The organism is Bifidobacterium saguini DSM 23967 (assembly GCF_000741715.1).
GTDB lineage: Bacteria > Actinomycetota > Actinomycetes > Actinomycetales > Bifidobacteriaceae > Bifidobacterium > Bifidobacterium saguini.
Genome location: NZ_JGZN01000011.1, coordinates 50,372 through 71,709, shown reverse-complemented (window position 1 = coordinate 71,709; position 21,338 = coordinate 50,372). Strand labels below are relative to the sequence as shown.

At 54.8% G+C, this 21,338-nt stretch carries 17 protein-coding genes and 1 tRNA gene; 11 read left to right on the top strand and 7 right to left on the bottom strand.

The window, feature by feature from the left end:
- On the top strand, positions 1–191 hold a 191-nt coding region (locus BISA_RS08345; RefSeq protein ID WP_033891378.1), incomplete at its 5' end, for a transposase.
- Between the two features lie 124 nt (positions 192–315).
- Here the strand turns inward: BISA_RS08345 and BISA_RS08340 are convergent.
- Positions 316–2,496 (bottom strand): M13 family metallopeptidase, encoded by a 2,181-nt coding sequence (locus BISA_RS08340; RefSeq protein WP_033891375.1) that lies wholly within the window; start codon positions 2,494–2,496, stop codon positions 316–318.
- A gap of 168 nt (positions 2,497–2,664) precedes the next feature.
- On the opposite strand from BISA_RS08340, the gene BISA_RS08335 reads away from it, so the two are divergent.
- Positions 2,665–3,315, top strand: coding sequence for an HdeD family acid-resistance protein (locus BISA_RS08335; protein WP_081890076.1), 651 nt, complete (start codon positions 2,665–2,667; stop codon positions 3,313–3,315).
- Positions 3,316–4,290: 975 nt separating this feature from the next.
- On the opposite strand, the gene BISA_RS08325 is transcribed toward BISA_RS08335, so the two are convergent.
- The gene (locus BISA_RS08325; protein ID WP_133124997.1) at positions 4,291–4,668 is read right to left on the bottom strand and encodes a hypothetical protein; all 378 of its coding nucleotides are present in this window, start codon (positions 4,666–4,668) and stop codon (positions 4,291–4,293) included.
- A 306-nt stretch (positions 4,669–4,974) separates the two neighbouring features.
- On the opposite strand from BISA_RS08325, the gene map reads away from it, so the two are divergent.
- Positions 4,975–5,757, top strand: a complete 783-nt coding sequence (map, locus tag BISA_RS08320) for a type I methionyl aminopeptidase (RefSeq protein ID WP_033891369.1) — start codon at positions 4,975–4,977, stop codon at positions 5,755–5,757.
- A gap of 286 nt (positions 5,758–6,043) precedes the next feature.
- Positions 6,044–7,336 carry a citrate synthase gene (locus tag BISA_RS08315; RefSeq protein ID WP_033891367.1) on the top strand — a complete coding sequence of 431 codons (1,293 nt, stop codon included), beginning with the start codon at positions 6,044–6,046 and terminating at the stop codon, positions 7,334–7,336.
- A 191-nt stretch (positions 7,337–7,527) separates the two neighbouring features.
- On the opposite strand, the gene dapD is transcribed toward BISA_RS08315, so the two are convergent.
- Together dapD and BISA_RS08305 are read right to left on the bottom strand one after the other, a co-directional pair.
- The gene (gene dapD, locus BISA_RS08310; RefSeq protein WP_033891366.1) at positions 7,528–8,547 is read right to left on the bottom strand and encodes a 2,3,4,5-tetrahydropyridine-2,6-dicarboxylate N-succinyltransferase; all 1,020 of its coding nucleotides are present in this window, start codon (positions 8,545–8,547) and stop codon (positions 7,528–7,530) included.
- A gap of 91 nt (positions 8,548–8,638) precedes the next feature.
- A complete protein-coding gene (locus BISA_RS08305; protein ID WP_033891364.1) occupies positions 8,639–9,733 on the bottom strand; it encodes a WYL domain-containing protein in 1,095 nt (364 codons plus the stop codon).
- Between the two features lie 113 nt (positions 9,734–9,846).
- Between BISA_RS08305 and BISA_RS08300 the strand changes: the two genes are divergently transcribed.
- Positions 9,847–13,968, top strand: coding sequence for a DEAD/DEAH box helicase (locus BISA_RS08300; RefSeq protein WP_033891362.1), 4,122 nt, complete (start codon positions 9,847–9,849; stop codon positions 13,966–13,968).
- A 17-nt stretch (positions 13,969–13,985) separates the two neighbouring features.
- On the opposite strand, the gene BISA_RS08295 is transcribed toward BISA_RS08300, so the two are convergent.
- Together BISA_RS08295 and BISA_RS08290 are read right to left on the bottom strand one after the other, a co-directional pair.
- Entirely contained in the window at positions 13,986–14,465 is a 480-nt protein-coding gene (locus tag BISA_RS08295) for a GNAT family N-acetyltransferase (RefSeq protein ID WP_033891361.1), read from the bottom strand.
- 21 nt (positions 14,466–14,486) lie between these two features.
- A complete protein-coding gene (locus tag BISA_RS08290) occupies positions 14,487–15,539 on the bottom strand; it encodes a Gfo/Idh/MocA family protein (protein ID WP_033891359.1) in 1,053 nt (350 codons plus the stop codon).
- Between the two features lie 81 nt (positions 15,540–15,620).
- Here BISA_RS08290 and BISA_RS08285 point away from each other — a divergent pair, with 81 nt between their 5' ends.
- Both BISA_RS08285 and BISA_RS08280 read left to right on the top strand, forming a co-directional pair.
- Positions 15,621–16,832: an aminotransferase class I/II-fold pyridoxal phosphate-dependent enzyme gene (locus BISA_RS08285; protein WP_033891358.1), complete on the top strand. Its 1,212-nt coding sequence runs from the start codon at positions 15,621–15,623 to the stop codon at positions 16,830–16,832.
- A 150-nt stretch (positions 16,833–16,982) separates the two neighbouring features.
- Positions 16,983–17,951, top strand: coding sequence for a Ppx/GppA phosphatase family protein (locus BISA_RS08280; RefSeq protein WP_033891357.1), 969 nt, complete (start codon positions 16,983–16,985; stop codon positions 17,949–17,951).
- Here BISA_RS08280 and BISA_RS08275 read toward each other — a convergent pair.
- Positions 17,948–19,060 carry an endonuclease/exonuclease/phosphatase family protein gene (locus BISA_RS08275; protein WP_033891356.1) on the bottom strand — a complete coding sequence of 371 codons (1,113 nt, stop codon included), beginning with the start codon at positions 19,058–19,060 and terminating at the stop codon, positions 17,948–17,950. The two genes, BISA_RS08280 and BISA_RS08275, sit on opposite strands and share 4 nt — an antisense overlap.
- A gap of 159 nt (positions 19,061–19,219) precedes the next feature.
- On the opposite strand from BISA_RS08275, the gene BISA_RS08270 reads away from it, so the two are divergent.
- The 4 genes from BISA_RS08270 (at position 19,220) to BISA_RS08255 (ending at position 21,320) form a co-directional block, all read left to right on the top strand.
- Positions 19,220–19,292: transfer RNA gene (locus tag BISA_RS08270), tRNA-Arg, on the top strand.
- A gap of 65 nt (positions 19,293–19,357) precedes the next feature.
- Positions 19,358–19,762 (top strand): GNAT family N-acetyltransferase, encoded by a 405-nt coding sequence (locus tag BISA_RS08265; RefSeq protein WP_033891355.1) that lies wholly within the window; start codon positions 19,358–19,360, stop codon positions 19,760–19,762.
- Between the two features lie 122 nt (positions 19,763–19,884).
- On the top strand, positions 19,885–20,310 hold the full coding sequence (locus BISA_RS08260) for a nucleoside 2-deoxyribosyltransferase (protein ID WP_033891354.1): 426 nt from the start codon (positions 19,885–19,887) through the stop codon (positions 20,308–20,310).
- A 266-nt stretch (positions 20,311–20,576) separates the two neighbouring features.
- Positions 20,577–21,320, top strand: a complete 744-nt coding sequence (locus BISA_RS08255; RefSeq protein WP_081890077.1) for a carboxymuconolactone decarboxylase family protein — start codon at positions 20,577–20,579, stop codon at positions 21,318–21,320.
- The last annotated feature ends 18 nt before the right edge of the window (positions 21,321–21,338 follow it).

Below are 21,338 nucleotides of genomic sequence, written 5' to 3'. Positions count from 1 at the left end.
CAGATACGCCGCCACKGCGGGACATCCTCGCCTACTTCGACCACCCCTACACCAACGCGATCCTCGAAGGACTCAACAGCGTCATCCAGAACGTCAAGACCCGAGCCCGCGGATTCAAGAACATGGGCTACTTCAGCACCATGATCTACCTGACCTGCGGCAAACTCGACCTCAGCACCGTCACCACCTGACAGACCCACCCACACCAAACAGCGAAAGGCCAAACAACATGATGATGTGGCGCAAATCCTCAATTGATTTACACCACACCATCATGTTGGATTCAGTGCGATGATTACCGCAGATTAGGTGGTACTACCAGATGTGCACGCGGTGTTCAGGCGCGAGCCACATGGCGTCGCCTTCGTGCACGCCGAACGCATCGTAGAACAGGTCCACATTGCTGGCGATGCCATTGGTGCGGAATTCGGCGGGGGAGTGCGGGTCGATCTGCAGGTACTGCTCGGCCAGCTCATCGCGGTTCTTGGTGCGCCAAATGGAGGCGTAGCTCAGGAAGAAACGCTGCAGGCCGGTAAAGCCGTCGATTTCGGGAGCGGTGCTCAGCAGCGCCTTGATGGCGGCTGGCGAACCATCTTCGTCGCCATCGTTGGTGATGGTGCCTGCGGCCTTGCCGAGGGCGAACGCATAGGCCTTGAGCGCGATATTCACACCGCCCAAGTCGCCGATGTTCTCGCCGATGGTCAATGCGCCGTTGACGTGAGGAGCCTTATCCGGTTCGTCGGCATACTTTTCGGCCAACTGCAGCGGCACAAAACCGTTGTACTGCTCGATAAGCGCCTTGGTGCGCTCCTCGAAGTTCTTGCGGTCCTCATCGGTCCACCAGTTGTTGAGCTTGCCGTCGCCATCGTACTGGGAACCCTGATCATCGAAACCGTGGCCGATCTCGTGACCGATCACGGCACCGATACCGCCATAGTTGGCTGCGTCATCGGCTTCGGGATCGAAGAACGGAGGCTGCAGAATGGCTGCCGGGAACACGATGACGTTCATGCTCGGCTCGTAGTAGGCGTTCACCGTCTGCGGGTTCATCAGCCACTCGTCCTTATCCGCAGGCTTGCTCACCTTGGCCAGCTGGTAGCTGGTCTCATAGAGGTTAGCAGCTTTGGCGTTATTGGCGAGTACGTCATCGGCGGAAACATCCAATGCAGAGTAGTCGCGCCAATGGTTGGTGTAGCCGATCTTCGGCGTGAACTTGGAAAGCTTCTCCAAAGCCTTGGCCTTGGTGGCGTCACCCAGCCAGTCGGAATTCGTGATGGACACACGGTAGGCGTCGATGAGGTTCGCTACGAGCTGCTCCATACGCTTCTTGGAGCTCTCCGGGAAATGGCGGCGCACATACTCTTGGCCTACGTCTTCGCCGCAGATGCCATTGACGAGGCTCACGCCACGCTTCCAACGGTCGCGTTGCTTCTTGGCGCCGGAAAGCACCTTGCCGAAGAAGCCGAAGTTGGTGGTGTCAAACACGTGGGAAAGCATGCTGGCGGAGCCGACGATGACGTGCACGCGCGCCCAGAGCTTTAAATCGGCCAAATCGGCATCAGCCCAGAACTGGTCAAGACCCTTAAGGAAGCTCGGCTCATGCACAATCGTGCGGGCGAACACGGACTTAAAGTCAATAGGCTGGGATTTCGCGGCAGTGGTTGCATCATAAGCGGACTGCCATGCATCAATCCAAGAGTTCAAATCGAAGTTCTTCAGTGTTGCCGCAAGGTCAGCGTAATCGGTGGGGTTATAGGTCTTCACCGAGTCGCGAGTGGCTACATTGTCCCAATGATTGGCGGCAATTTTGGTTTCCACCTCGAGGAAGTGGCGCGCCATAGCCAGTGCGGCCTCGCTTGGCACTACTGCCGGTGCCTCATCACTGCCGTCTTCGGTGGATTGTGGCAGTTCGTCACCGCCATTGGATTCGGCGGCGGGTGCATAACCGGCGTTCACCAGTTGTGCAGCCACCATCGCCACGTATGCTTCGCGCACGGGTGCATAGTGATCTTCGCGGTAGTAGGCCTCGTCGGGCAGCATGATGCCGCCCTGCTCGATGTGTGCAATGTTCAGATCCGGATTGCCTGGGTCGCCATATACAGCCAAGCCGAACAGGTCCGGGCCGCCGGTGGGGTTGATGGTGCCGAGTACACGGGTGAGTGTGGCTTTATCGATGGCGGAGTCGATGAGGTCCAGTTCGTCACGAATCGGGTCGAGACCGGCTTCCTCAATCGCTTCGGTGTTGAGGTATGAGCGGTACAGGGCCTGAGATTTAACGGCGGGGGAAGCATTGTCTTCCAAAATCTCACGCACCTGATTCTCGGCATCTTCCGCGAGCTTATCGAAGGAGCCGTAGCGGGAGCGGTCGTCCGGCAGGCGATAGGTGTCGATCCACGGTCCGTTCACGTAACGGAACAGATCATTGACCGGCTTGATGGTGGAGGAGAAGGACGATGGGTCGATGCCCGACTTCGTTGTTGCGGTTTCGTTAGTCATGCCCTCCAGCCTAGACCATGATGCGTCAGGTTCAGCTCACTGTATTGGGCTGTGGGCTGATTTCGTAGTGCGACCAATAAAAATTAGACACTATGACTATCTGTGCTTATGGTGTGAATTAGGCAGTTTGTCTAAAATCGGTGATTGGAACATGAATTGGAAGGAGCTATGATGAGCGACCCGAATTTCAACAACCGGAATCCGTACACCCCGCAGCCGGAGCGGCCGAATTGGTATGCAGGTGATTTCAGCCCATTTCGTTTGATTGAGGAATGGCTGCCACAGCGTGCCAAGACCACCATTCGTGTGATCTACGGTGTAGTTGGCGTTGCCGCCATTGCCCTTGGTGCGGCACTGCTAATTTCACCGAATAAGACTTTGGCGCTGGCCGCGTTGCTGCTGGGCGTCTATTTCGTGATTTCCGGCGTGGTGCGCATCGTCAGCGCTTTGGTAACGCCTCTGCTGCCAGGCGGCTGGCGTGTGCTGGATGTGTTGATCGGCATTCTGCTCACCTTCGGCGGTGTGGTGGTCGTGCGCAATTATGGTTTGACCGGCGAGACTCTGGCCTTGCTCGTCACCTTGATGGTGGGCTTCGGCTGGATTATGGAAGGCGTGATGGCATTGGTGGAATCCTGGCGCATTCCACGCTCCGGTTGGGCCATCGCCTACGCCATCATCTCCATCATTGCCGGCTTTGTGGTGCTGATGAGCCCGTTGAGCTCCACAATCTTCATGATCGTTTTCGGCGGCTGTGCGATGGTGGTCATGGGCATCACTGCCCTCGTCCGCGCGTTCACGTTCGGCAAGCGCAGGAAGTAGCGTGTGCTGAAGCGCTGCCGAGTCCAAAGCGTCCTTGTCGGGAATTGTTCCTGCAAGGGCGCTTTATCGACTGTGTACATTGTTGCAGTGGAGCGTTGAACTTAGCGGTTGATTAAGCGTTGAGACAGATAATAAATGATATTTCGGGCACCGCTTTTTATGACACGGATGGAGCGCCGTCGATGCTGATTGGTTAACAATCTGATCTTCTGCGGCAGTACGAGTGAAGGCGGGTGATTATTCCCGCCCGAACAGTACTGATCCTATATCAGACCATGCGTGACTACTACAACGATGTTGGCTTGCTGGCAAATCGTTTCAAGCAAATTGCGTGGAGTACGGGTGCTACCAATCAGAATGATGCTGCCACTGCTTTCCGAACTAAAGTGGATTGGGGGAATCGGATATTAAAGTGGTTAATAATTGGAGAGGTTTCTGCTGATGTAATTGACGCATCGTGTAAAGCATTAGCTGATTATATCTTCTAATTATTTCTGCGCATGGGTTGGTTTTTCTATAGAGAGAGCCAATCCTGTCGCATAAATTAATGCTGGTATGCCATATGAGCCATAGAAGCGACCAATCCATGATCCGTCATCGATATAGATATAATGTATGAAGTCAAAAAAATTGTTAATTATAACAATGTTAAGTGAATAATATAAGCATATTATGCTTATATTGTTAAATATGTAAGAAAGAATTAGTGACACTAATACTAGTGAAAAATTATATTTTATTGATTTGAATACTTTTTTATTTATTAAATAAACAAATGAAAATGAAATATGTGGAATTGTTATTATGCCGATATATAGTAATGGAATAAACCAGGTAAATTTTACTATTTCAAATATGATTCGAAGTTGTATGAATAAAAGAAACGAAGGGAGTATGGTATTTACGAGAATAAAAAGATGATATTTTTTTGCAAAAAAATTTAAATTTCTGCATATGTTTTTTGGCATTTCTATCCTATCGTAATGGAGTGGTTTCTGTTATGTCGTAAACGTCATTCAAGTAGTCATAACGACCTTGGTGGCGATTTTTGGTAAAGCGAATGAGGTTGACGGTACTGTCAAAATCCAGCTCATCGATATGATCTGTGTTCTCTAAGATGATGATTTGCTGGTCTTTGCCTTGTTCAGCTGCTTTTGAATAACCGTCTATTGTGATATCGAAAGTTTGTCGATCAAAATCTGCCTCTCTTGCTGTAACATCCTCGTCGCTCGGTGGTTTCATTTGTATAGTGCTGTGGCAGAACTGGCAGGTATCGGGATAGGGGTGCTCTCGATTATGCCTCAGTACTTGTAGTTGCAAATCCAATCGTGCTTGATCGAAAAAATCTTTCATAAACCCGATTTTGCTGTGGGACACTCCAATCGCGTACAAGTGGGCAATGGCGCAAAATCTCCTAGTGTGTACACGTTACCTGATTGAGCCAGAGTCAAGTTCGTCTTCATCTCGCCTCACTTTGCCTCGCTTGACCTTCAGTACCCAAGGGTAGTTTTCCCACGATAAAAAGTGGATGTTCGTATCGGCCGAGTGGAGAGGAGACGGGGGCGGCATGTGCGCAAGAAATAGCGCATAGTCCTCTGGCGGTTGACCCCGGGCTGGTCTAGAGTTGAGAACAAGTCTCAACAAGGTAGAAAGAACCGTATGATCGAACTGAAAACCCCTCGTGAAATCGAGGAAATGAAGCCTGCCGGCCGTTTCGTCGGCGGCATTTTGAAGGAACTGCAGGAAACCACCAAGGTCGGCACCAATCTGCTGGAAATCGACGAATTCGTTCACAAGAAGATCGTGGACCGCAAGGGTGCAGAATCCTGCTACGTGGATTATGCGCCGGATTTCGGCACCGGTCCGTTCGCTCACTACATCTGCACGTCTGTCAATGATGCTGTGCTGCATGGCATTCCGTACGACTACAACCTGAAGGACGGCGATCTGGTTTCCCTTGATCTCGCCATTTCCGTGGACGGATGGGTTGCCGATTCCGCAGTCAGCTTCGTGGTCGGTAAAGACCCCGATCCGGAAGACCTGCGACTCATCAAGTGCACTGAGGAAGCCCTCGCCGCCGCCATCGACGTGGCTAAGCCAGGCAACCGTCTCGGTGATATCTCCAGCACCATTGGCGACGTTGCCCGTACCTACGGCTACCCAATCAACCTTGAATTTGGCGGTCATGGTGTGGGCCACATCATGCACGGCGACCCGCATGTGCCGAACGATGGAAAGGCACACCACGGCTACAAGCTGCGCGAAGGCCTGGTCATCGCCATCGAACCGTGGTTCCTGAAGACCACCGATGAGATTTATCAGGATCCAAAGGACGGCTGGACGCTGCGCTCCGAAGACGGCTCCCGTGGCGCTCACTCCGAGCACACCATCGCCATCACCGAAAACGGCCCGATCATCTTCACCGACCGCACCAACCTGTGATTCTCTCCCACGGTGTGGTGATTCCTCCACGGTGTGGTGATTCCTCCACGGTGTGGTGATTCCTCCACGGTGTGGTAAACAACAATGGCTTATTTCTGCGGTTTTAGCGGAATGACCACAGTGTTGTTTACCACACCGTGGATTTTTTATTGCGACGCGATAGTATCGCGCGTGTTTTTGAGACGGCAACTTGCATTGAAACACTAGTGCCATATAGTGAGCCATACTTTTGAACCGAATGGCACGCCCATCGGTATCAGCCCGTATGTAATAGGGAGCAACAAGTATGGCAACAGCCCAGCTGAATGTGGATGACAGCAAATACACCCTGCCTGTGGTTAAGGCAACGGCAGGCGCGGACGGTATCGTCGTCTCCAAGCTGCGCAACGATGGCTGGGTGACGCTTGATCCGGGATTTCTGACCACTGCTCAGTGCGAGTCGAAAATCACCTACATTGATGGCAAGCATTCGATTCTGCGCTACCGCGGATACCCCATCGAGCAACTCTGCGATCAATCTGATTTTTTGGAAGTGGCATGGCTGCTGCGCCACGGTGATTTGCCCAGCAAGGAACAATACGAGAAGTTCGTTTCCGCCATCAACCATCGCACGATGGTAGGTGAGGATTTCCGCACGTTCATGGGCTCGTTCCCGCGCACCGCACACCCGATGAGTGTGCTTGCCTCCGCCATCAATGCGCTTGCCACGTTCTATCCGGATACTACGGATATTTCCGATCCTGACCAGCTTGATGAGGCTGCAATCATCATCATGGCCAAAGTGCGTACGATTGTTTCCTACATCTTCCGCCGTCGCCGTGATGAGCCGATGCTCTACCCGGATTACGCGCGTGGCTATGTGGACGATTTCCTGCGTATGTGCTTCGCTGTGCCTTATGAGCCATTCGAATCCGACCCGTTGTATGTGCATGCGCTGGGCCGACTGCTCATTATCCACGCTGACCATGAGCAGAACTGCTCCACGTCCGTGGTGCGCATCGCAGGTTCTGCGCACGCCAATTTGTATTCTGCGGTGGCTGCCGGCGTGAACGCGCTTTCCGGCCCGCTGCATGGCGGTGCGAATGAGGCTGTGCTGCGCCAATTGAAGGCGATTCGCGACTCCGGCAAGACGGTTGCGGAGTTCGTGGAAGATGCTAAGAAGAACGGTCAGAAGATTTCCGGTCTTGGTCACCGCGTCTACAAGTCGTACGATCCGCGTGCCGCCATCGCTAAGCAGTATCTGGAAAAGATCATGGAACGTGAGGATACGTCCAAGCTGCCGGCTGACGAGCGCGCTTTGTTCGATGTGGCTGTCGAATTGGAACGTATCGCGTTAAGCGACGAATACTTCGTCTCCCGCAACCTGTATCCGAATGTGGACTTCTACACTGGATTGATTTACCGTGCCATCGGCTTCGACCCGGCCATGTTCACCACGCTGTTCGCTTTGGGTCGTATTCCCGGTTGGATTGCGCAGTATCGTGAGATGCTCGCCGACCCGAACACCAAGATTGGCCGCCCGCGCCAGGTCTACACAGGCCCTGTCGAACGCGACTACGTACCGCTCGATGAGCGCTAAAGCCACCAAACGACGAAGGTCGAATCCCCGAAAGAGGATTCGACCTTTCACTATTCAGACGGTTGCATAAGAACTGACAGAGTCAGTTCTGAGCGTGCAATAGTGCGTGCGGTATCGAGGCGCACCGAGGGAAGTCGTACGAAGGTACGTCGACCGAGGGGCAACGAAGATAACGCTCCACTATTGCACGCTCAGTTCTTATGCAGCTTGGCGTTGAGTTCGATTCCCACCTTCCGGTATCGGGCTTCAATGCGGCCGTTCACTGAGTTGCGGATGAACAGAATATTGTCCTTGCCGGAGAGATCAGCGCCCTTGACCACTTCGAGCGGCTCGCCGGCTGCAGCCTTGGCCTTGTCCCAAATGGTTACCTTGGTGCCTGCGGTAACGTACAGGCCGGCTTCGACCACGCAGTTGTCGCCTAGGGAAATACCGATGCCGGCGTTAGCGCCGAGCAGGGAGTGCTCACCGATGGAGTTGCGCAGCTTGCCGCCTCCGGAGAGGGTACCCATGATGGAAGCGCCGCCGCCGATATCAGAACCGTTGCCGACCACAACACCTTGGGAGACACGGCCTTCGACCATTGAAACACCAAGAGTGCCGGCGTTGAAGTTCACGAAACCGGCGTGCATCACAGTGGTGCCGGCGGATAGGTAAGCGCCCAGACGCACGCGGTCGGCATCGCCGATACGAACGCCGGTGGGTACCACGTAATCGATCATGCGTGGGAACTTGTCGACGCCGAACACGTTGACGGTGGCGGCGGGGGCAGCTGCCGGAAGGCCCGCCTGCGTTGCGAAGGCCAGAGCGGCATCGGTGGCTGCGCGCTCCACATCGGCCTTGCGCAGCGTGAAGTCTTCAACGGGGAACGGGCCGTAGTTGGTCCAAACCACATTGTTCAACTGGGCGAAAATACCATCCAAATTCAGCGTGTTTGGCTGAGCCATACGCATGCTCAACAGGTGCAGCTTCAGGTAAGCGTCAGCGGCGGAGGTGATGGGCTCGTCAAGCTGGCTGACGGCGAAAATCGGAATGCGGCGAATACCGCGGGCATCGGGCTCGTCGTATACCAGAGTGCCGAAGTTATGGTTTGGACGGTCGGCTTCTGCCGGCGCTTCGCCGAGTGTCAGTTCCGGATACCAGACATCCAGGGTGTTGCCGGCAGCATCAATGCTGGCCAGACCCCAGCCCCATGCAGTGCGCTCTTCGCTCATGTATTGCTCCTTATGTTATGCGCGTAGCGTGAAGTTATCGCTATTGCCTAGCTTAATGGGTGGTGCGGTGCGGGTGCATATGGTTTTCAGGTTATGGCGCGGGCTTGTAGATGGTGGCCATGCGAACTCCGGCGTCATAGAGCCGGTTGCGCAGTGATTCTGGTTCGACGATGGCCACGCGGCCGTCCCAGGAATATTGCAACGCCCACCAGAACACGGCGCGCTCGGGCGCGTTCACGATGACTTCGAACTGTTCGCCATCGCGCGAGTGCTTGATCTGCGGGTCATCGAACCATTCGAACACGTTGTTGAGCATCGACTTATCGCGAATGGCCATGCGAATGCGTACCGGTTCGTCGGCCACGGGGTAGGGACGATGCCGCATGAATTCCACGGCATCAAAATCAGCTGGAGCTGGCTGCTCGATAGGGATGGGCCCGTTGGGCCCTTGCATGCTCACGTCGGCAATGCGATTGACTACGAAAATGCGCAGGTTGCGCTCACCGTGCAGATGGCAGATGAGATAGTATCGACCGTTCTTGTACACCATTTGGTAGGGGTCCACCGTGTACGTGCCGGCTCGCCCGCTGGTGTGGCTCGTATGGGGCACCATAGTGCCGTCCGGTCCATAATCGCAATATTGGAACGTAACCGCGTGATTATCCTCAATGGCCTGATTCAGCTGGTCGATGGTGGAGAGGAATTCGCTGTTGATATGTGTGTAGGTGGTCACATGGTCTAGATAATCAATGGAATCACCGGCAGCCCCGGCAAGCTCACGAATCTTGCCGATGAGCTCGTCCAACGTGTCAAGGCTGATGCGGGAGAGGGTCAGACTGTCTGCCAGCAAGCGCATTTCAGCTGGGGACAGGAATGCCTCCACATACCAGCCGGGTTGCGGATCCTTGCATTCGATGCCGGCAACATCATCTTCGGTTAGATACCCGATACGCCGGCCAAGGAATTCGCTGGTAGTCAGTTTGCGCAGCTGATTGCGCACGGTTTTCGCAGTCGGCAGCTCGCTGGGATCATTCACATGATGCAATTTCGCCAATTCATCGAGAATTTCGCGTACGGATAGGCCATGCCCGAAATAGCTGTGCCGCCACAGCACTTCGAAAATCTCCAAAGCACTGTTGCCAGCATAGGTCTTGCGCTTAGCTGAATCTGCATGTTCCGCATCCATACTGCCAAGGCTACCGCGGATTCGTCTAGGATAGGAATGTTGGGTTCCTTGCGGCGGTTGAAACTGCTACATCGCGGGAATGTGAATGTACATATGGGGGAGGAGATGCGCTCATGGTAAGCGGATACGGTGTGTTTGGGCATGTCTCCGATGGCTTCGATGATTCGAACACTTATGATGATGCGCTTGGCGATGAGTTCGATGAGTCTGCACGCCGGTGGATTCAACGCAGGCGTAATCCTCAGGCAGACAATCTTGCAGATGATGATGAAGCTGCAGTGTTTGGTTCCGGCGATCAACTGACCGAGGATGATATTCCGGTTCCATATGAGCAGTATGCAAATCTAGCTCATAATGCTGCGCGCTCGGTATGGTTCGATGATGACGATGCCGGCGATGTTGGCAGCGCACATTCAGCGGGTGCTATTGGCGTGCAGCAGCACCCTGTTCCCATTGACGCATTGCATCGGGATGTTGAAACCTCCACATCCCGCGCAGTGATGCAGCGTGCCCGCACTATTGCGAATAATGCCGGCAGCATGATGATTGGGCCAACATACAGCAGCAATGAGCGTATCGGATACGCACAGCTCAACGCTACAATGCGCGGCACCACCAGTCCATCCAGCCGATACCGCGTCGAAGTGCTGTTTTCGCTCGATAATGGTGAACTCACCGGTGGCTCATGCACCTGCCCGGCATATGGGCGAGGTTATGGCATCTGCAAGCATATGGCGGCCATCGTGCTTGCTTTTTGTGATGATCCGCAACGTTTTGACGGCTACCATGCCGGAGCTGTGCGTCCATCAAGAGCCATGCTTGACTACATGCAGCGGCTTGACAAGCGCCAAACCCAAGCCAAGGAACGCCGCCGCACCGCCATTTTGCAGCGTTTCGGCGATACGAAATCCGCAAGTCGTGCCGGCTCGGCTTCGCGCCGTAAGGCCCAAAGCCGCAGTGGATATCAAGGTCCTGTGCAAACCGTACAGCCGGGGGAAGTGCATCTCACACCCATATTGAGTTTTATTGAGGGCATTTGGAGCGTGGAATTCAAAATCGGCTCGATGGCGAACGGTTCCAGCTACGTGATGAAAGCGATTCCTCAATTCGTGCTGGCCATGCAACATGGGGAATACGTGGATTATGGCAAAAAGCTGGCATTCACGCATACGCCGGAAATGTTGGATGCCGATTCCGAGCCGCTCTATGAATTCCTGAGTTCGGCGCTCTCCGTACGCCATGCGGCAGAACAGCAGGACCGGTATTACGGGCATATCGCCATCGATCGGCGTTTGACGCTTTCCGAGCAGGAAGTGGCTTCGTTGCTGTCGCTGCGTGAAGGCAAAGGTGTGCAGCTGGTGTTGGACACCTGGTTTGCGAACCAACCGGCATCGGTGCCGGTGGATGGCGGCGATCCGGAATTGACCATGCGAATCATGCGCCGGGACTATCGCGTGTATGGTTCGGATGCCGGCTATTTGCTCAAAGGCGAGCCGGGTATTGAAACCGTTGTCAGTGCTGGCAGTCAGTCATGGTTGCTGCTTGCTTCCGCGCAACCATCGGCGTTCGCTTCGCCGATGATGCGCCAGTCACAGCGCAAAAGTGCGGCGGGATGCCGTTTTGTGCGCTGCCCAGGATCGTTGTCTGCCATTCGTGGGCTTATCGGTGAATTGTTTGAGCCGCAAAGTGAGGGGCAGGTTATTGCCGGCGATGATATGGCGCTGTTCGCCAGAACACTGCTACCGGAATTGATATCTTCCAAGCTGCTCGACGCTCAGGATATTCCGCGCGAACTGGCCGAGATGAATCCCGTCGAATGTCATAGCGAGTTCTATCTCGACCGTACCGAATATGGCGTGGAATGCGAGATCAAGGCTCGCTACGGTGATGCCGTAGTGCCACTGGTGCCGGCTGGTCCAACGGTGAGCGCAAGTGGTAACGCTCAAACTGTCCAAGCGAAAGCCGTTGTCGGCCGTGATTTTGATGCCGAGCGTCTTGCAATGGATGTGGTGCGCGAATTCTTTGACATGCCCGGGGCGGGTAAAGTCAGCGAAGTATCTACTGCGCTAGCAGGTTCGGCGCGAGGATTTAAAACCAAGGCTGCTCGAGCTTCCGCTGCTCGTTCTGCCGCACGAACACGGGCGAAGCAATCCGGCGCCGCCACCATCGACCGGGATAACACCACACAGATTGTGCGTCTGTTTGATGAAGGTCTGCAGGCGTTGCATGAGGTCGGCAGCGTATTCACCACGCCGGCATTCGACCGACTGGTGGCGCCCAAAGCGCCGAGTGTCAAAGTGGGACTGTCCATCAAGGGCAATCTGGTGGAGATCTCGCCGATGGCGGACGAGGTTCCTCCGGATGAGGTGGGCGCGCTGCTGGCATCCTACCGACGCAGGCAATGCTTCCACCAGTTGAAGGATGGCACGCTGGTTCGTCTTGATGGTGCTGATTTAAGCACGTTGGACAAACTGGCATCGGACCTTGATTTAAGCGAGAAGCAGCTTGATTCAGGAACCATTGAACTGCCCGGTAGCCAGGCGTTCCTACTCGATGGTGAACTGCCCGATGATGGTTCGGATGTAGTCAAGGACGCTTCCTTTACCCAGTACATCGATGATTTGACGGTGATTGATCCAGCCTCTTATAAGGTGCCGGACAGTCTTCAATCCATATTGCGCCCGTATCAGGCTGATGGTTTCCGCTGGTTGAGCACGTTGTGCGATAAGGGCTTTGGTGGCATTCTGGCTGATGAAATGGGTCTTGGTAAATCGGTGCAGCTCATCGCCTTGATTCTCTCCAGATATCAGCGGACTGCGCAGTCAGGAATCACTGAACAGCTGAAGCCATCACTGATTGTCTGCCCTGCTTCTTTGGTGTATAACTGGGCTGCCGAGTTTGCGAAATTCGCGCCGAGCTTTAATGCGGTAGTGGTGGCAGGTAGCAAAACCGAGCGCCGCAACGCCATTGCCCGCGCATTCCATGCGGACGAGCCCACTGTGTTGATTACCTCCTATGACTTGCTGCGCCGTGACGTGGAAGAATACACTGCGGACGATGCCGGCAGCATCGATCAAGGCAGTAGCGCTGACGGTACCCGGTGCTGTGCCATCATGGCGCTGGATGAAGCCCAATACATCAAGAATCACACGACGAAAATTGCCAAGGCAGTCAAATCAGTGGCTGCTGACCATCGATTCGCGCTAACCGGCACTCCTATCGAAAACCGGCTTTCCGAACTATGGAGCATTTTCGATTTTCTGATGCCGGGATTATTGGGCTCTTATAAGCGGTTCCGCGAACGCTATGAGCTGCCTATCGCCAATGCGCGAGCTGCGGACAGTACGACCGTTGAAGGTCGTGCGGCCGCCGAAGTCAACCCTGAGGCCGCGCGCGTGGCGCATAAATTGCAGGCGTTGGTAGGCGTGTTCATCAAACGCAGACTGAAGAAACAGGTACTCACCGATCTGCCGGACAAGCTGGAAAATACGTTGACCGTGCAGCTGGAGGGCGAGCAGCGCAAACTGTATGCGGCGCATGAACAGCGATTGCGCATGCAGCTGGAACACAGTGAGGAAGCGGATTTCAATACGTCGAAGATTCGTATTCTCGCCGAGCTGACTCGTTTGCGCCAGATTTGCTGCGATCCAAGGCTCGTATACGCCGACGCCAAAGATCAGTCAGCCAAGTTGGCGGCTATTGCCGAGCTGGTGGAAACCTGCGTGAACGAAGGCAAGAAGGCGCTGATTTTCTCACAGTTCACCAGTTTCCTCGAACTGATTGCCGCACGATTCGACCAGCAAGGGCTGCGCTATTACACGATCACTGGCTCCACGCCGAAGAAACAGCGATTGGCATTGGTGGACCGTTTCAACGCGGACGATACGCCGGCATTCCTGATTTCATTGAAGGCGGGCAATACCGGTTTGAACCTGACCGGGGCCAGCGTGGTGATTCATGCCGACCCGTGGTGGAATGCCGCGGCTCAGGATCAGGCCACCGATCGTGCGCATCGCATCGGGCAGACCGAAGATGTGAACGTATATCAGGTGGTGGCCAAAGACACTATTGAGGAGCGCATCTTGGAATTGCAGCACACCAAGAGCGAATTGGCACGGCAGTTCACTGATGCGTCGCTCAATGCCGACGAAACCGGAGCATTTGGCGCCGGCGCCTCCGGTTCACCGTCGATTGCCTCGCTGACCCGTGACGACTTGCTCGATCTGCTGGGCTGAAACCGCTCTGCAGGGCCCTACAAAATCTGCTCCATGCCGATTTTGTAAGGCGTTAATCCCATGTGCTCATAGAATCGCTTGGCACTGGGGTTGCATGACCACACGTTGAGCGTCACGTTATAGCAGCCTGATTCGCGGGCGAAATCCAGCACATAACGGTAGAGCGTGGAACCCACATGCTCGCCGCGTGCCTGCTCATCCACGCACAGGTCATCGATATATAAGGTTTTCACATCCGTTAGCACATGATTGTTTGGATGCTGCTGGAATACGCAGAACGCATAGCCCAGCACCGTGCCTTCGGCGTTGGCGGCCACGAACACCGGAGTAGTGTCGTCGGCAAGGATGGCGGCAAGTTCCTCGTCCGTGTACTTCTTAGCGTTGCCTTTGAACAGGTCAGGGCGGCCTCGATGATGCACCTCAGCCACCTGGAACAACAGGTCGTTGATGCGTGGCATATCGGCCGCCGTGGCCCTGCGAATCGTAAGATTTCCCATAATTGGTCAGTCTACTCAAACTTACTCAAACGGGAACTTCAGACCCCATTCGCCGCGAATCTGATCCATCAATTCCATGATGCGAATCGTATCCGCATGAGGCATTGCCTCACACTCGATCTTGCCGTCCAGTAGTGCGTTCGCCGCATCAGCCACCTCATATTCGTAGCCGGTCAACTGCGGCGGTACCGCAATGCTGCGCACGGGCTTATGGTCGTTGTCATAGATATCAATGGCTTCAGGATTATTGATATTGGTAACTTCCAGATAGCCTTCAGTGCCCCACACATAGCCGCCGCGGTCCGAGGAAACCAGCATCGAGCTGCTTGCCACGCCCATAGCACCATCGTTGTAATACAACGTGGCGGAATTCTGAGCATCCACACCGGTCTCATACGGCACCATCGACGTGGCTATACGCTCAACCGTACGGCCATGATCAGCGCCGATAGCCATATCAAGGAAGTTCAACGGGTATACGCCAACATCCAGCAGAGCGCCGCCAGCACATGCGGGATCGGTCATACGCGGCACCTTCCACACGGGGTAGCAGAGGTTCGCGCTCGCGGACTTCACCTCACCGATCTCACCGGACTCAATGACCTCGTTGATCAACGCGCGGCTGGGCATATAGCGCGTCCAAATAGCCTCCGTGCACAGCATGCCGGTTTCCTTGGCCACATCAAGAGTCTGACGAGCCTGCTCGGTGTTCGCGGTGAACGACTTTTCCACCAGCACATTCTTGCCGGCCTTCATACACAGAATCGCATGCTCGGCGTGCAGACTGTGCGGGGTGGCGATATACACCAAGTCCACATTCGGATCCTCGGCAAGCTCCTCGTAGGAGCCGTACGCCTTATCCAGATGCCATTGATCTGCAAATGCCTGGGCACGGTCCAAGCTGCGGGCGGCCACAGCATACGGGTGAATCCATGAGGAATACATCGGGGTTTCAGCCATTTGCGTCAGCGTATCGGCCATAGTATGCGCAATATTGCCGGCACCGAGAATAGCCACATTGATTTTCGCTCCGCTCGCCTCAAACTCGGCGCGCTTGCCATTCCATTGGCTCATTATTCCTCCTTGAATATGGGGTTAGCTCAAGCACATTATAGAAGAGGGTGGCTTGTCCCAACAGGCGGATAGAACCTAAATATGGTTAATGAAGCAGTGCAGCAGTCCATCACGCCGGTTATGTCTCGTCGCGCGCGTGAAGCGAATCCATTCCGAGCTATGGTGTTCGGTGAAAAAGCCGACAAGATGATCGCCTCCGGTATCAGCGTCATCAAGCTCAGCCTTGGAGAGCCGGATTTTGGTGCACCGCCTGCCGTGCGTGATGCCATGCGCGAACAATACGATGGTCGCGCACTCCCGTACACCGCTGCAATGGGCTTGCCGGAACTGCGTCAAGCCATTGCCGATTTCTATCGCGAACGCCATAATCTTGAAATCGACCCCAAGCGTATTTGCGTGACGGCTGGAGGCTCGGCGGCATTGTTGCTGGCCACGGCGCTCACCGTGGACCCCGGTGACGATGTGATGGTCGCTGACCCTTCATACCCGTGCAACCGCGAGCTCGTGCGCTCGTTCGAAGGCAATGTGATTGACGTGCCGACTTCGGCCGCAACCCGGTTCCATTTGAACGCCGAACTGTGCGCTCAATACTGGACTGAGCGCACCAAGGCAGTAATGATTACCTCGCCGTCCAACCCCACAGGCACCACCATTGACTTCAACGTGTTGAACGATGTATGCCAGCTGGCGGCTGCGCGTGGCGCGTGGCGCATTGTGGATGAAACTTACCTTGACTTGGCCGACCGCGAGCCGGATGACACTGAAGTAAAGTCCGTGCTGGCTTGCGATCCTGGTGCTATCGTGTGCAACAGTTTCTCCAAGTTCTTCGGCATGACCGGATGGCGTTTGGGCTGGGCCATTCTGCCGGACGACCCCACTGTGTTGGAAGCCGTGGATGATTTGGCCACCAACTATTACCTGTGTGCGCACACTCCCACCCAGCATGCGGCGCTCGCGTGCTTCACGCCGGAAAGCCTTGCCGAATGCGAGGCCCGCCGCCAAGAATTGTTGGCCCGTCGCCGCATTGTGATCGATGGCCTGCAACGCATCGGCTTGCCGGTGGAAGTGGAGCCGAATGGTGCATTCTATGCCTACTTCAATATTTCCCGTACCGGTTTGGACGCGTGGACGTTCTGCGAGCGTGCATTGGATGAGGCTCATGTGGCATTGACGCCGGGGCGTGATTTCGGTGCAGCCACCGCTGATACGCATGTGAGGCTGAGTTATGCCGCTTCGCGCGAAGCGCTGAGCGAGGGTCTTGAGCGTTTGGGCAAGTTCGTGGAATCACTGTGATACGCCGAATTGGTGTACAGTAATCACGTTTGCGCTGCCGGCGTATTCGGTATGCGGTGAAGGAACCGAATACGCGCGGCAGCGGAGAGGTTTGCTGCGATGGCCGGCTCATGATGCCGGCATGTCACAGTGTGAGTGAGAGCAGGAATCATGGTTAATCTTCGTGCACATACCACCCGACTTGGTGTGCTTGATATCGGTTCGAACACCATCCACATGCTGATTGTGGATGCGGCGCCTGGCGCTCGCCCTGAGCCTGAGGCCAGCACCAAGTCCACCGTGCGCCTGATGAAATACCTCAAGGAAGATGGTTCGATTAAGAAGTCCGGTATTGAGGCGATTCTCGAGGCTGTTTCCGAGTGCATGAAACTTGCCGAAGAGTATGACATTACGCAGCTGCTGGTTATGGCCACGTCCGCGCTGCGTGAAGCACCCAATGGCAACAAGGTGATTCACAAGATTGAGGAAATGATCGGCCAGGGCGTCACCGTGCTGTCTGGCACGGACGAAGCTCGACTTACCTTCCTCGCCGCACGCCGTTGGTATGGCTGGGATGCAGGACGACTGCTGGTGCTGGATATCGGCGGCGGCTCATTGGAAGTGGCTATGGGCTCCGACGAGGAGCCGACTGTGGCACTGTCCGTTCCTGCAGGTGCAGGCCGCGTGACCACGGAATTTCTCCCCTCCGGCATGGCCACTCCTGAAGAGTTGGAGGACGTGCGCAAGAACGTGCGTAAGATTCTGGAGCCGATGGTCAAGGTGTTCCCGCAGTCCAAGCATCCGAATCATGCAGTGGGCACCTCGAAGACCTTCCGTTCGTTGGCTCGCTTGTGTGGTGCTGTGGTTCGCCAGCCCGGCCGCGAGGATACGTCGATTATGACGCGCGAGCAGTTGGAGGATTGGATTCCTCGTTTGGCTGCGATCGCCCCGGAGCAACGTGTGGCCTTGCCGGGTATTACGCCGGAGCGCACGATGCAGATCGTGGGCGGTGCCGTGGTGGCCGATGAGATTATGAAGGCACTCAACATTCAAGAAGTTGAGATTTGCCCCTGGGCATTGCGCGAAGGTGCCATTCTGCGCTGGCTCGACCAGTTCGGCCGCACCCGCTTGGGCTTCTAACGCATCACATCCACGGTGACCAGCAGCGCCGCATGATCTGAGCCTGCAATTTTTACCACCTTGCACTGGCCTGCCGTCATACCCTGATCGAGCACTACATGGTCGATGCCGGCGAACATCGGTAGTCCCGGTCGGTTCGTCGGCCAGGAGAACGTGAAGCCATGCCCGGAGATTCGTGCGGCATCGCTGAATCGGTTGCCGAGAAATTCACGGAATGATGTGTGATCATAGGTGGCATTGAAGTCACCCATGAAAATGTAGCGATTATCCGTATGCGATCGCATAAGGCCGAGCTCATCCAGTGAACGTTTCCATTGCCGCCAATAACCGGGCACTGGGGCAGTGGTGTGCACGGAAACGAATCGAATCGAATTGCCGCCCATATCTACCGTGCCGGCCGGCATGAACGAGGCGCTGGAGTTCACTTCATCATCAACCGGTTGAGCAAGTGGCGTTGCAGACCATAGGCCATTGCCGTAAATGCCATCGGAAGATGAAATATTCGAATACGGCAGATAGTGTTCGATTCCGGCGTCCTTGAGCTTTTTGACGAATTCGTCGGTGGTTTCCTGCAAGGCCAGCACTTCGACGCGTTGATCACGCACCGTATCCACAATGGATTGTGCGTCGGCCTGGCCCTTGTAGACGTTGAACGTCATCACGCGGGCGAAAGCATCCGAAGTATTTGCTTCGCTGTATGCCACCGCATTATGCGCGGCTTGGGGGAGAGGATTCGTTGAATAAAAGAATGGATATTGCCAGTAAATATTGAGCGCTACTGCGGCAACGGCAATCAGCGCGGCCAATATTTTGCGCGACATGATGGCAAGCAGCAGTGCAAGCAATCCCAACAGCATGAACCAAGGTGTGGCTGAAATGACAATGGGTATGTACGGAAGTTCCTGCAAATCGGCTGGCAAAGCTCGGGTCGCTGTGGCGAGCAGCGTCAATATGGCGAATACGCCGGAAAGAAATCCAAGGAAGCGATGCTTCTTATGCGGTTTGAGCTGTTCTTTCGTATAAGGTTTTGCCGATGAACGCGATAGGGCGTTAGCCGCTGTACGTTTGCGTGCAGTGCTGCGTTTGCCGGTGGACGCACCTCGTGCCATTGTGCCCTCCTCAAAGTCATGTTTGCGAGTTGCCACTGTAGCGGGTGATGCTGTGCTGTTTGGTGAATTTGGAGAATACTGGCTCTGGTTCGCACCAAACCGGCACGATTTGTACGAATTGCCGACTGGGCTTGAGTCCGTGTACAATGAAACGTCGTTGCCCGAGTAGCTCAGTGGATAGAGCACCGCTCTCCTAAAGCGGGTGTCGTCGGTTCGAATCCGATCTCGGGCACTTCGTTTGCCAATATGCGAAATCATGGCTGGATGGCTGGAATGTGAAGGCTAACATAAGCGGCCATGACTATCGAATACACGGAAGAGAAGCGTTTTACTCAAGATCAGGTGCAGGCGCTGTTCCGCTCGGTTGGTTGGGAGTCGGCGAATTATCCTGAGCGCCTGTTCAAGGCATTGCAGCATTCCGATACGGTGATTAGCGCATGGGATGGCGATCATCTGGCGGGCTTGGTTCGTGTGCTGGATGATACCGAGATGGTGGCATACATGCATTGGGTGCTGGTTGATCCTGCTTATCACGGTCACGGTATTGGCGGTCATCTGGTTGAGCTGGTCAAGGCAAAATATCACGATTATCTGTTCCTTGAGGTGATGCCTGAGGAAAGCAAAAACGCGCCGTTCTACCAGAAGCATGGGTTCCATCTGATGGAAGACGGTCGCGCCATGCAGATCGTGAACCGTGGTTGAATAGGAGTGCATTATGCGAGTGCGTTGGACGAAACGCCCATGTGCGTTCGCATAATGAAATTATGTCCATACATTGAGCTATCGATATGGAAGTCTGTGCGCCTGCGCTATGACTGTGAACCATGAGCGAAAAGGAATATGACTTTTACGTGGCGGGCCCGTTCTTTGACCCTGAGCAGACCGCAAGCATGGAGCGTCTGGAAAAGGTGCTGGAGGACCACGGCAAGAAGCTGTTCAAGCCACGATTCGTCAGTCAGATTGAAGAAGTTGGCCCAGAAGGTTGCTTCAACGACGATATTCATGGCATCAACTCCGCCAAAGCGGTTGTCGCCAACCTCATGGACGAGGATGCGGGGACCATGTTCGAAATCGGTTACGCGCATGCATTGGGTATTCCGGTGTATGGCTATTTCGAAGGGCTGACCCCGATGGATCGAGTGAATCTGATGGTGGCGCAGGCGGTGAACATGGTCTTTGCCGGTCCGGAAGATGTGGCCAAGTATTTGGAAACTGGTGAGCATACGGAAGTCGACTACATTCAATTCTGATTGATATGCTGCCGTGCTTTGGGCGGCGGTGTAGCTGCGTATACTGCCTCGATTCGGCTTGAGCTCCGAATCGAGGCAGTTTGCGTTGTAGTCATGCACGTTGCGCATGGAGCGTTACAGGTAAAAGGTATTTGATTGCTGTGCTATTGCGCGGTTCTATGGAAGGGATTTCATGGAAAGGACTTCCGATGACTGTGCAAACAACCGAAACAGACAACGCTTATGAGCCACGATTGAGCGATGCCGCTCGCGAATATTTGACTCGCATGTTCCCTAATAATGATGCCCCCTCTCTGCCGCAAACCGATCCTGAATTCACCGAACGATTTGATAACTTCGCGTTCGATGAGGTGATTAACGGCGGTGCACCTGAAGGTGAGGAGCCGCTAGACGATCGCACACGGTTCATTGCAATTCTCGCCACTTTGTTGGGATGCCAAGGTGTTGATCAATTTCGTGTGATGCTGGGCGCTGCTCTGGATATGGGCGTGACACCTACCGAGGCTAAGGAAATCGTGTATCAGTCGGTTGCTTATCTTGGTATCGGCCGCGTATTCCCGTTCTTCAGCGTGGCCAATGAGGTGTTGGTGCAGCGCGGTGTTGCATTGCCGCTCAAACCCCAGGCGACCACTGAGCCGGACTTTGCGAACCGTGTTGCTGCCGGTGAGCAGGCTCAGGTTGATATCTTCGGTGAAGGCATGAAGGGTTTTGCTGTTTCCGGTAATCCGGAATATCCGCAAACCAACCGTTGGCTGGCCGCCAATTGTTTCGGTGATTACTACACGCGTGGTGGGCTCGATTTACGTGAACGCGAAATGATTACCTACTGCTATCTGGCGGCACAGGGTGGTGTTGAGCCGCAGCTCATCGCTCATGCGAAGGCCAACATGCGTATCGGCAACAGCAAGGCATTCCTGCTGAAAGTCGCTTCGGCTGTGATGCCGTTCATCGGCTACCCGCGCACGTTGAATGCGATTCGTTGCATTGAAACGGCCGCATCCGATAAGTGATTCGTGCTTTTCTGCAAT

Bases quoted from the DNA above. Each gene is read 5' to 3' on its own strand.
- BISA_RS08340 (WP_033891375.1), bottom strand. From the start codon at position 2,496: ATGACTAACGAAACCGCAACAACGAAGTCGGGCATCGACCCATCGTCC.
- BISA_RS08335 (WP_081890076.1), top strand. From the start codon at position 2,665: ATGATGAGCGACCCGAATTTCAACAACCGGAATCCGTACACCCCGCAG.
- BISA_RS08325 (WP_133124997.1), bottom strand. From the start codon at position 4,668: ATGAAAGATTTTTTCGATCAAGCACGATTGGATTTGCAACTACAAGTA.
- map (WP_033891369.1), top strand. From the start codon at position 4,975: ATGATCGAACTGAAAACCCCTCGTGAAATCGAGGAAATGAAGCCTGCC.
- BISA_RS08315 (WP_033891367.1), top strand. From the start codon at position 6,044: ATGGCAACAGCCCAGCTGAATGTGGATGACAGCAAATACACCCTGCCT.
- dapD (WP_033891366.1), bottom strand. From the start codon at position 8,547: ATGAGCGAAGAGCGCACTGCATGGGGCTGGGGTCTGGCCAGCATTGAT.
- BISA_RS08305 (WP_033891364.1), bottom strand. From the start codon at position 9,733: ATGGATGCGGAACATGCAGATTCAGCTAAGCGCAAGACCTATGCTGGC.
- BISA_RS08300 (WP_033891362.1), top strand. From the start codon at position 9,847: ATGGTAAGCGGATACGGTGTGTTTGGGCATGTCTCCGATGGCTTCGAT.
- BISA_RS08295 (WP_033891361.1), bottom strand. From the start codon at position 14,465: ATGGGAAATCTTACGATTCGCAGGGCCACGGCGGCCGATATGCCACGC.
- BISA_RS08290 (WP_033891359.1), bottom strand. From the start codon at position 15,539: ATGAGCCAATGGAATGGCAAGCGCGCCGAGTTTGAGGCGAGCGGAGCG.
- BISA_RS08285 (WP_033891358.1), top strand. From the start codon at position 15,621: ATGGTTAATGAAGCAGTGCAGCAGTCCATCACGCCGGTTATGTCTCGT.
- BISA_RS08280 (WP_033891357.1), top strand. From the start codon at position 16,983: ATGGTTAATCTTCGTGCACATACCACCCGACTTGGTGTGCTTGATATC.
- BISA_RS08275 (WP_033891356.1), bottom strand. From the start codon at position 19,060: ATGGCACGAGGTGCGTCCACCGGCAAACGCAGCACTGCACGCAAACGT.
- BISA_RS08265 (WP_033891355.1), top strand. From the start codon at position 19,358: ATGACTATCGAATACACGGAAGAGAAGCGTTTTACTCAAGATCAGGTG.
- BISA_RS08260 (WP_033891354.1), top strand. From the start codon at position 19,885: ATGAGCGAAAAGGAATATGACTTTTACGTGGCGGGCCCGTTCTTTGAC.
- BISA_RS08255 (WP_081890077.1), top strand. From the start codon at position 20,577: ATGTTCCCTAATAATGATGCCCCCTCTCTGCCGCAAACCGATCCTGAA.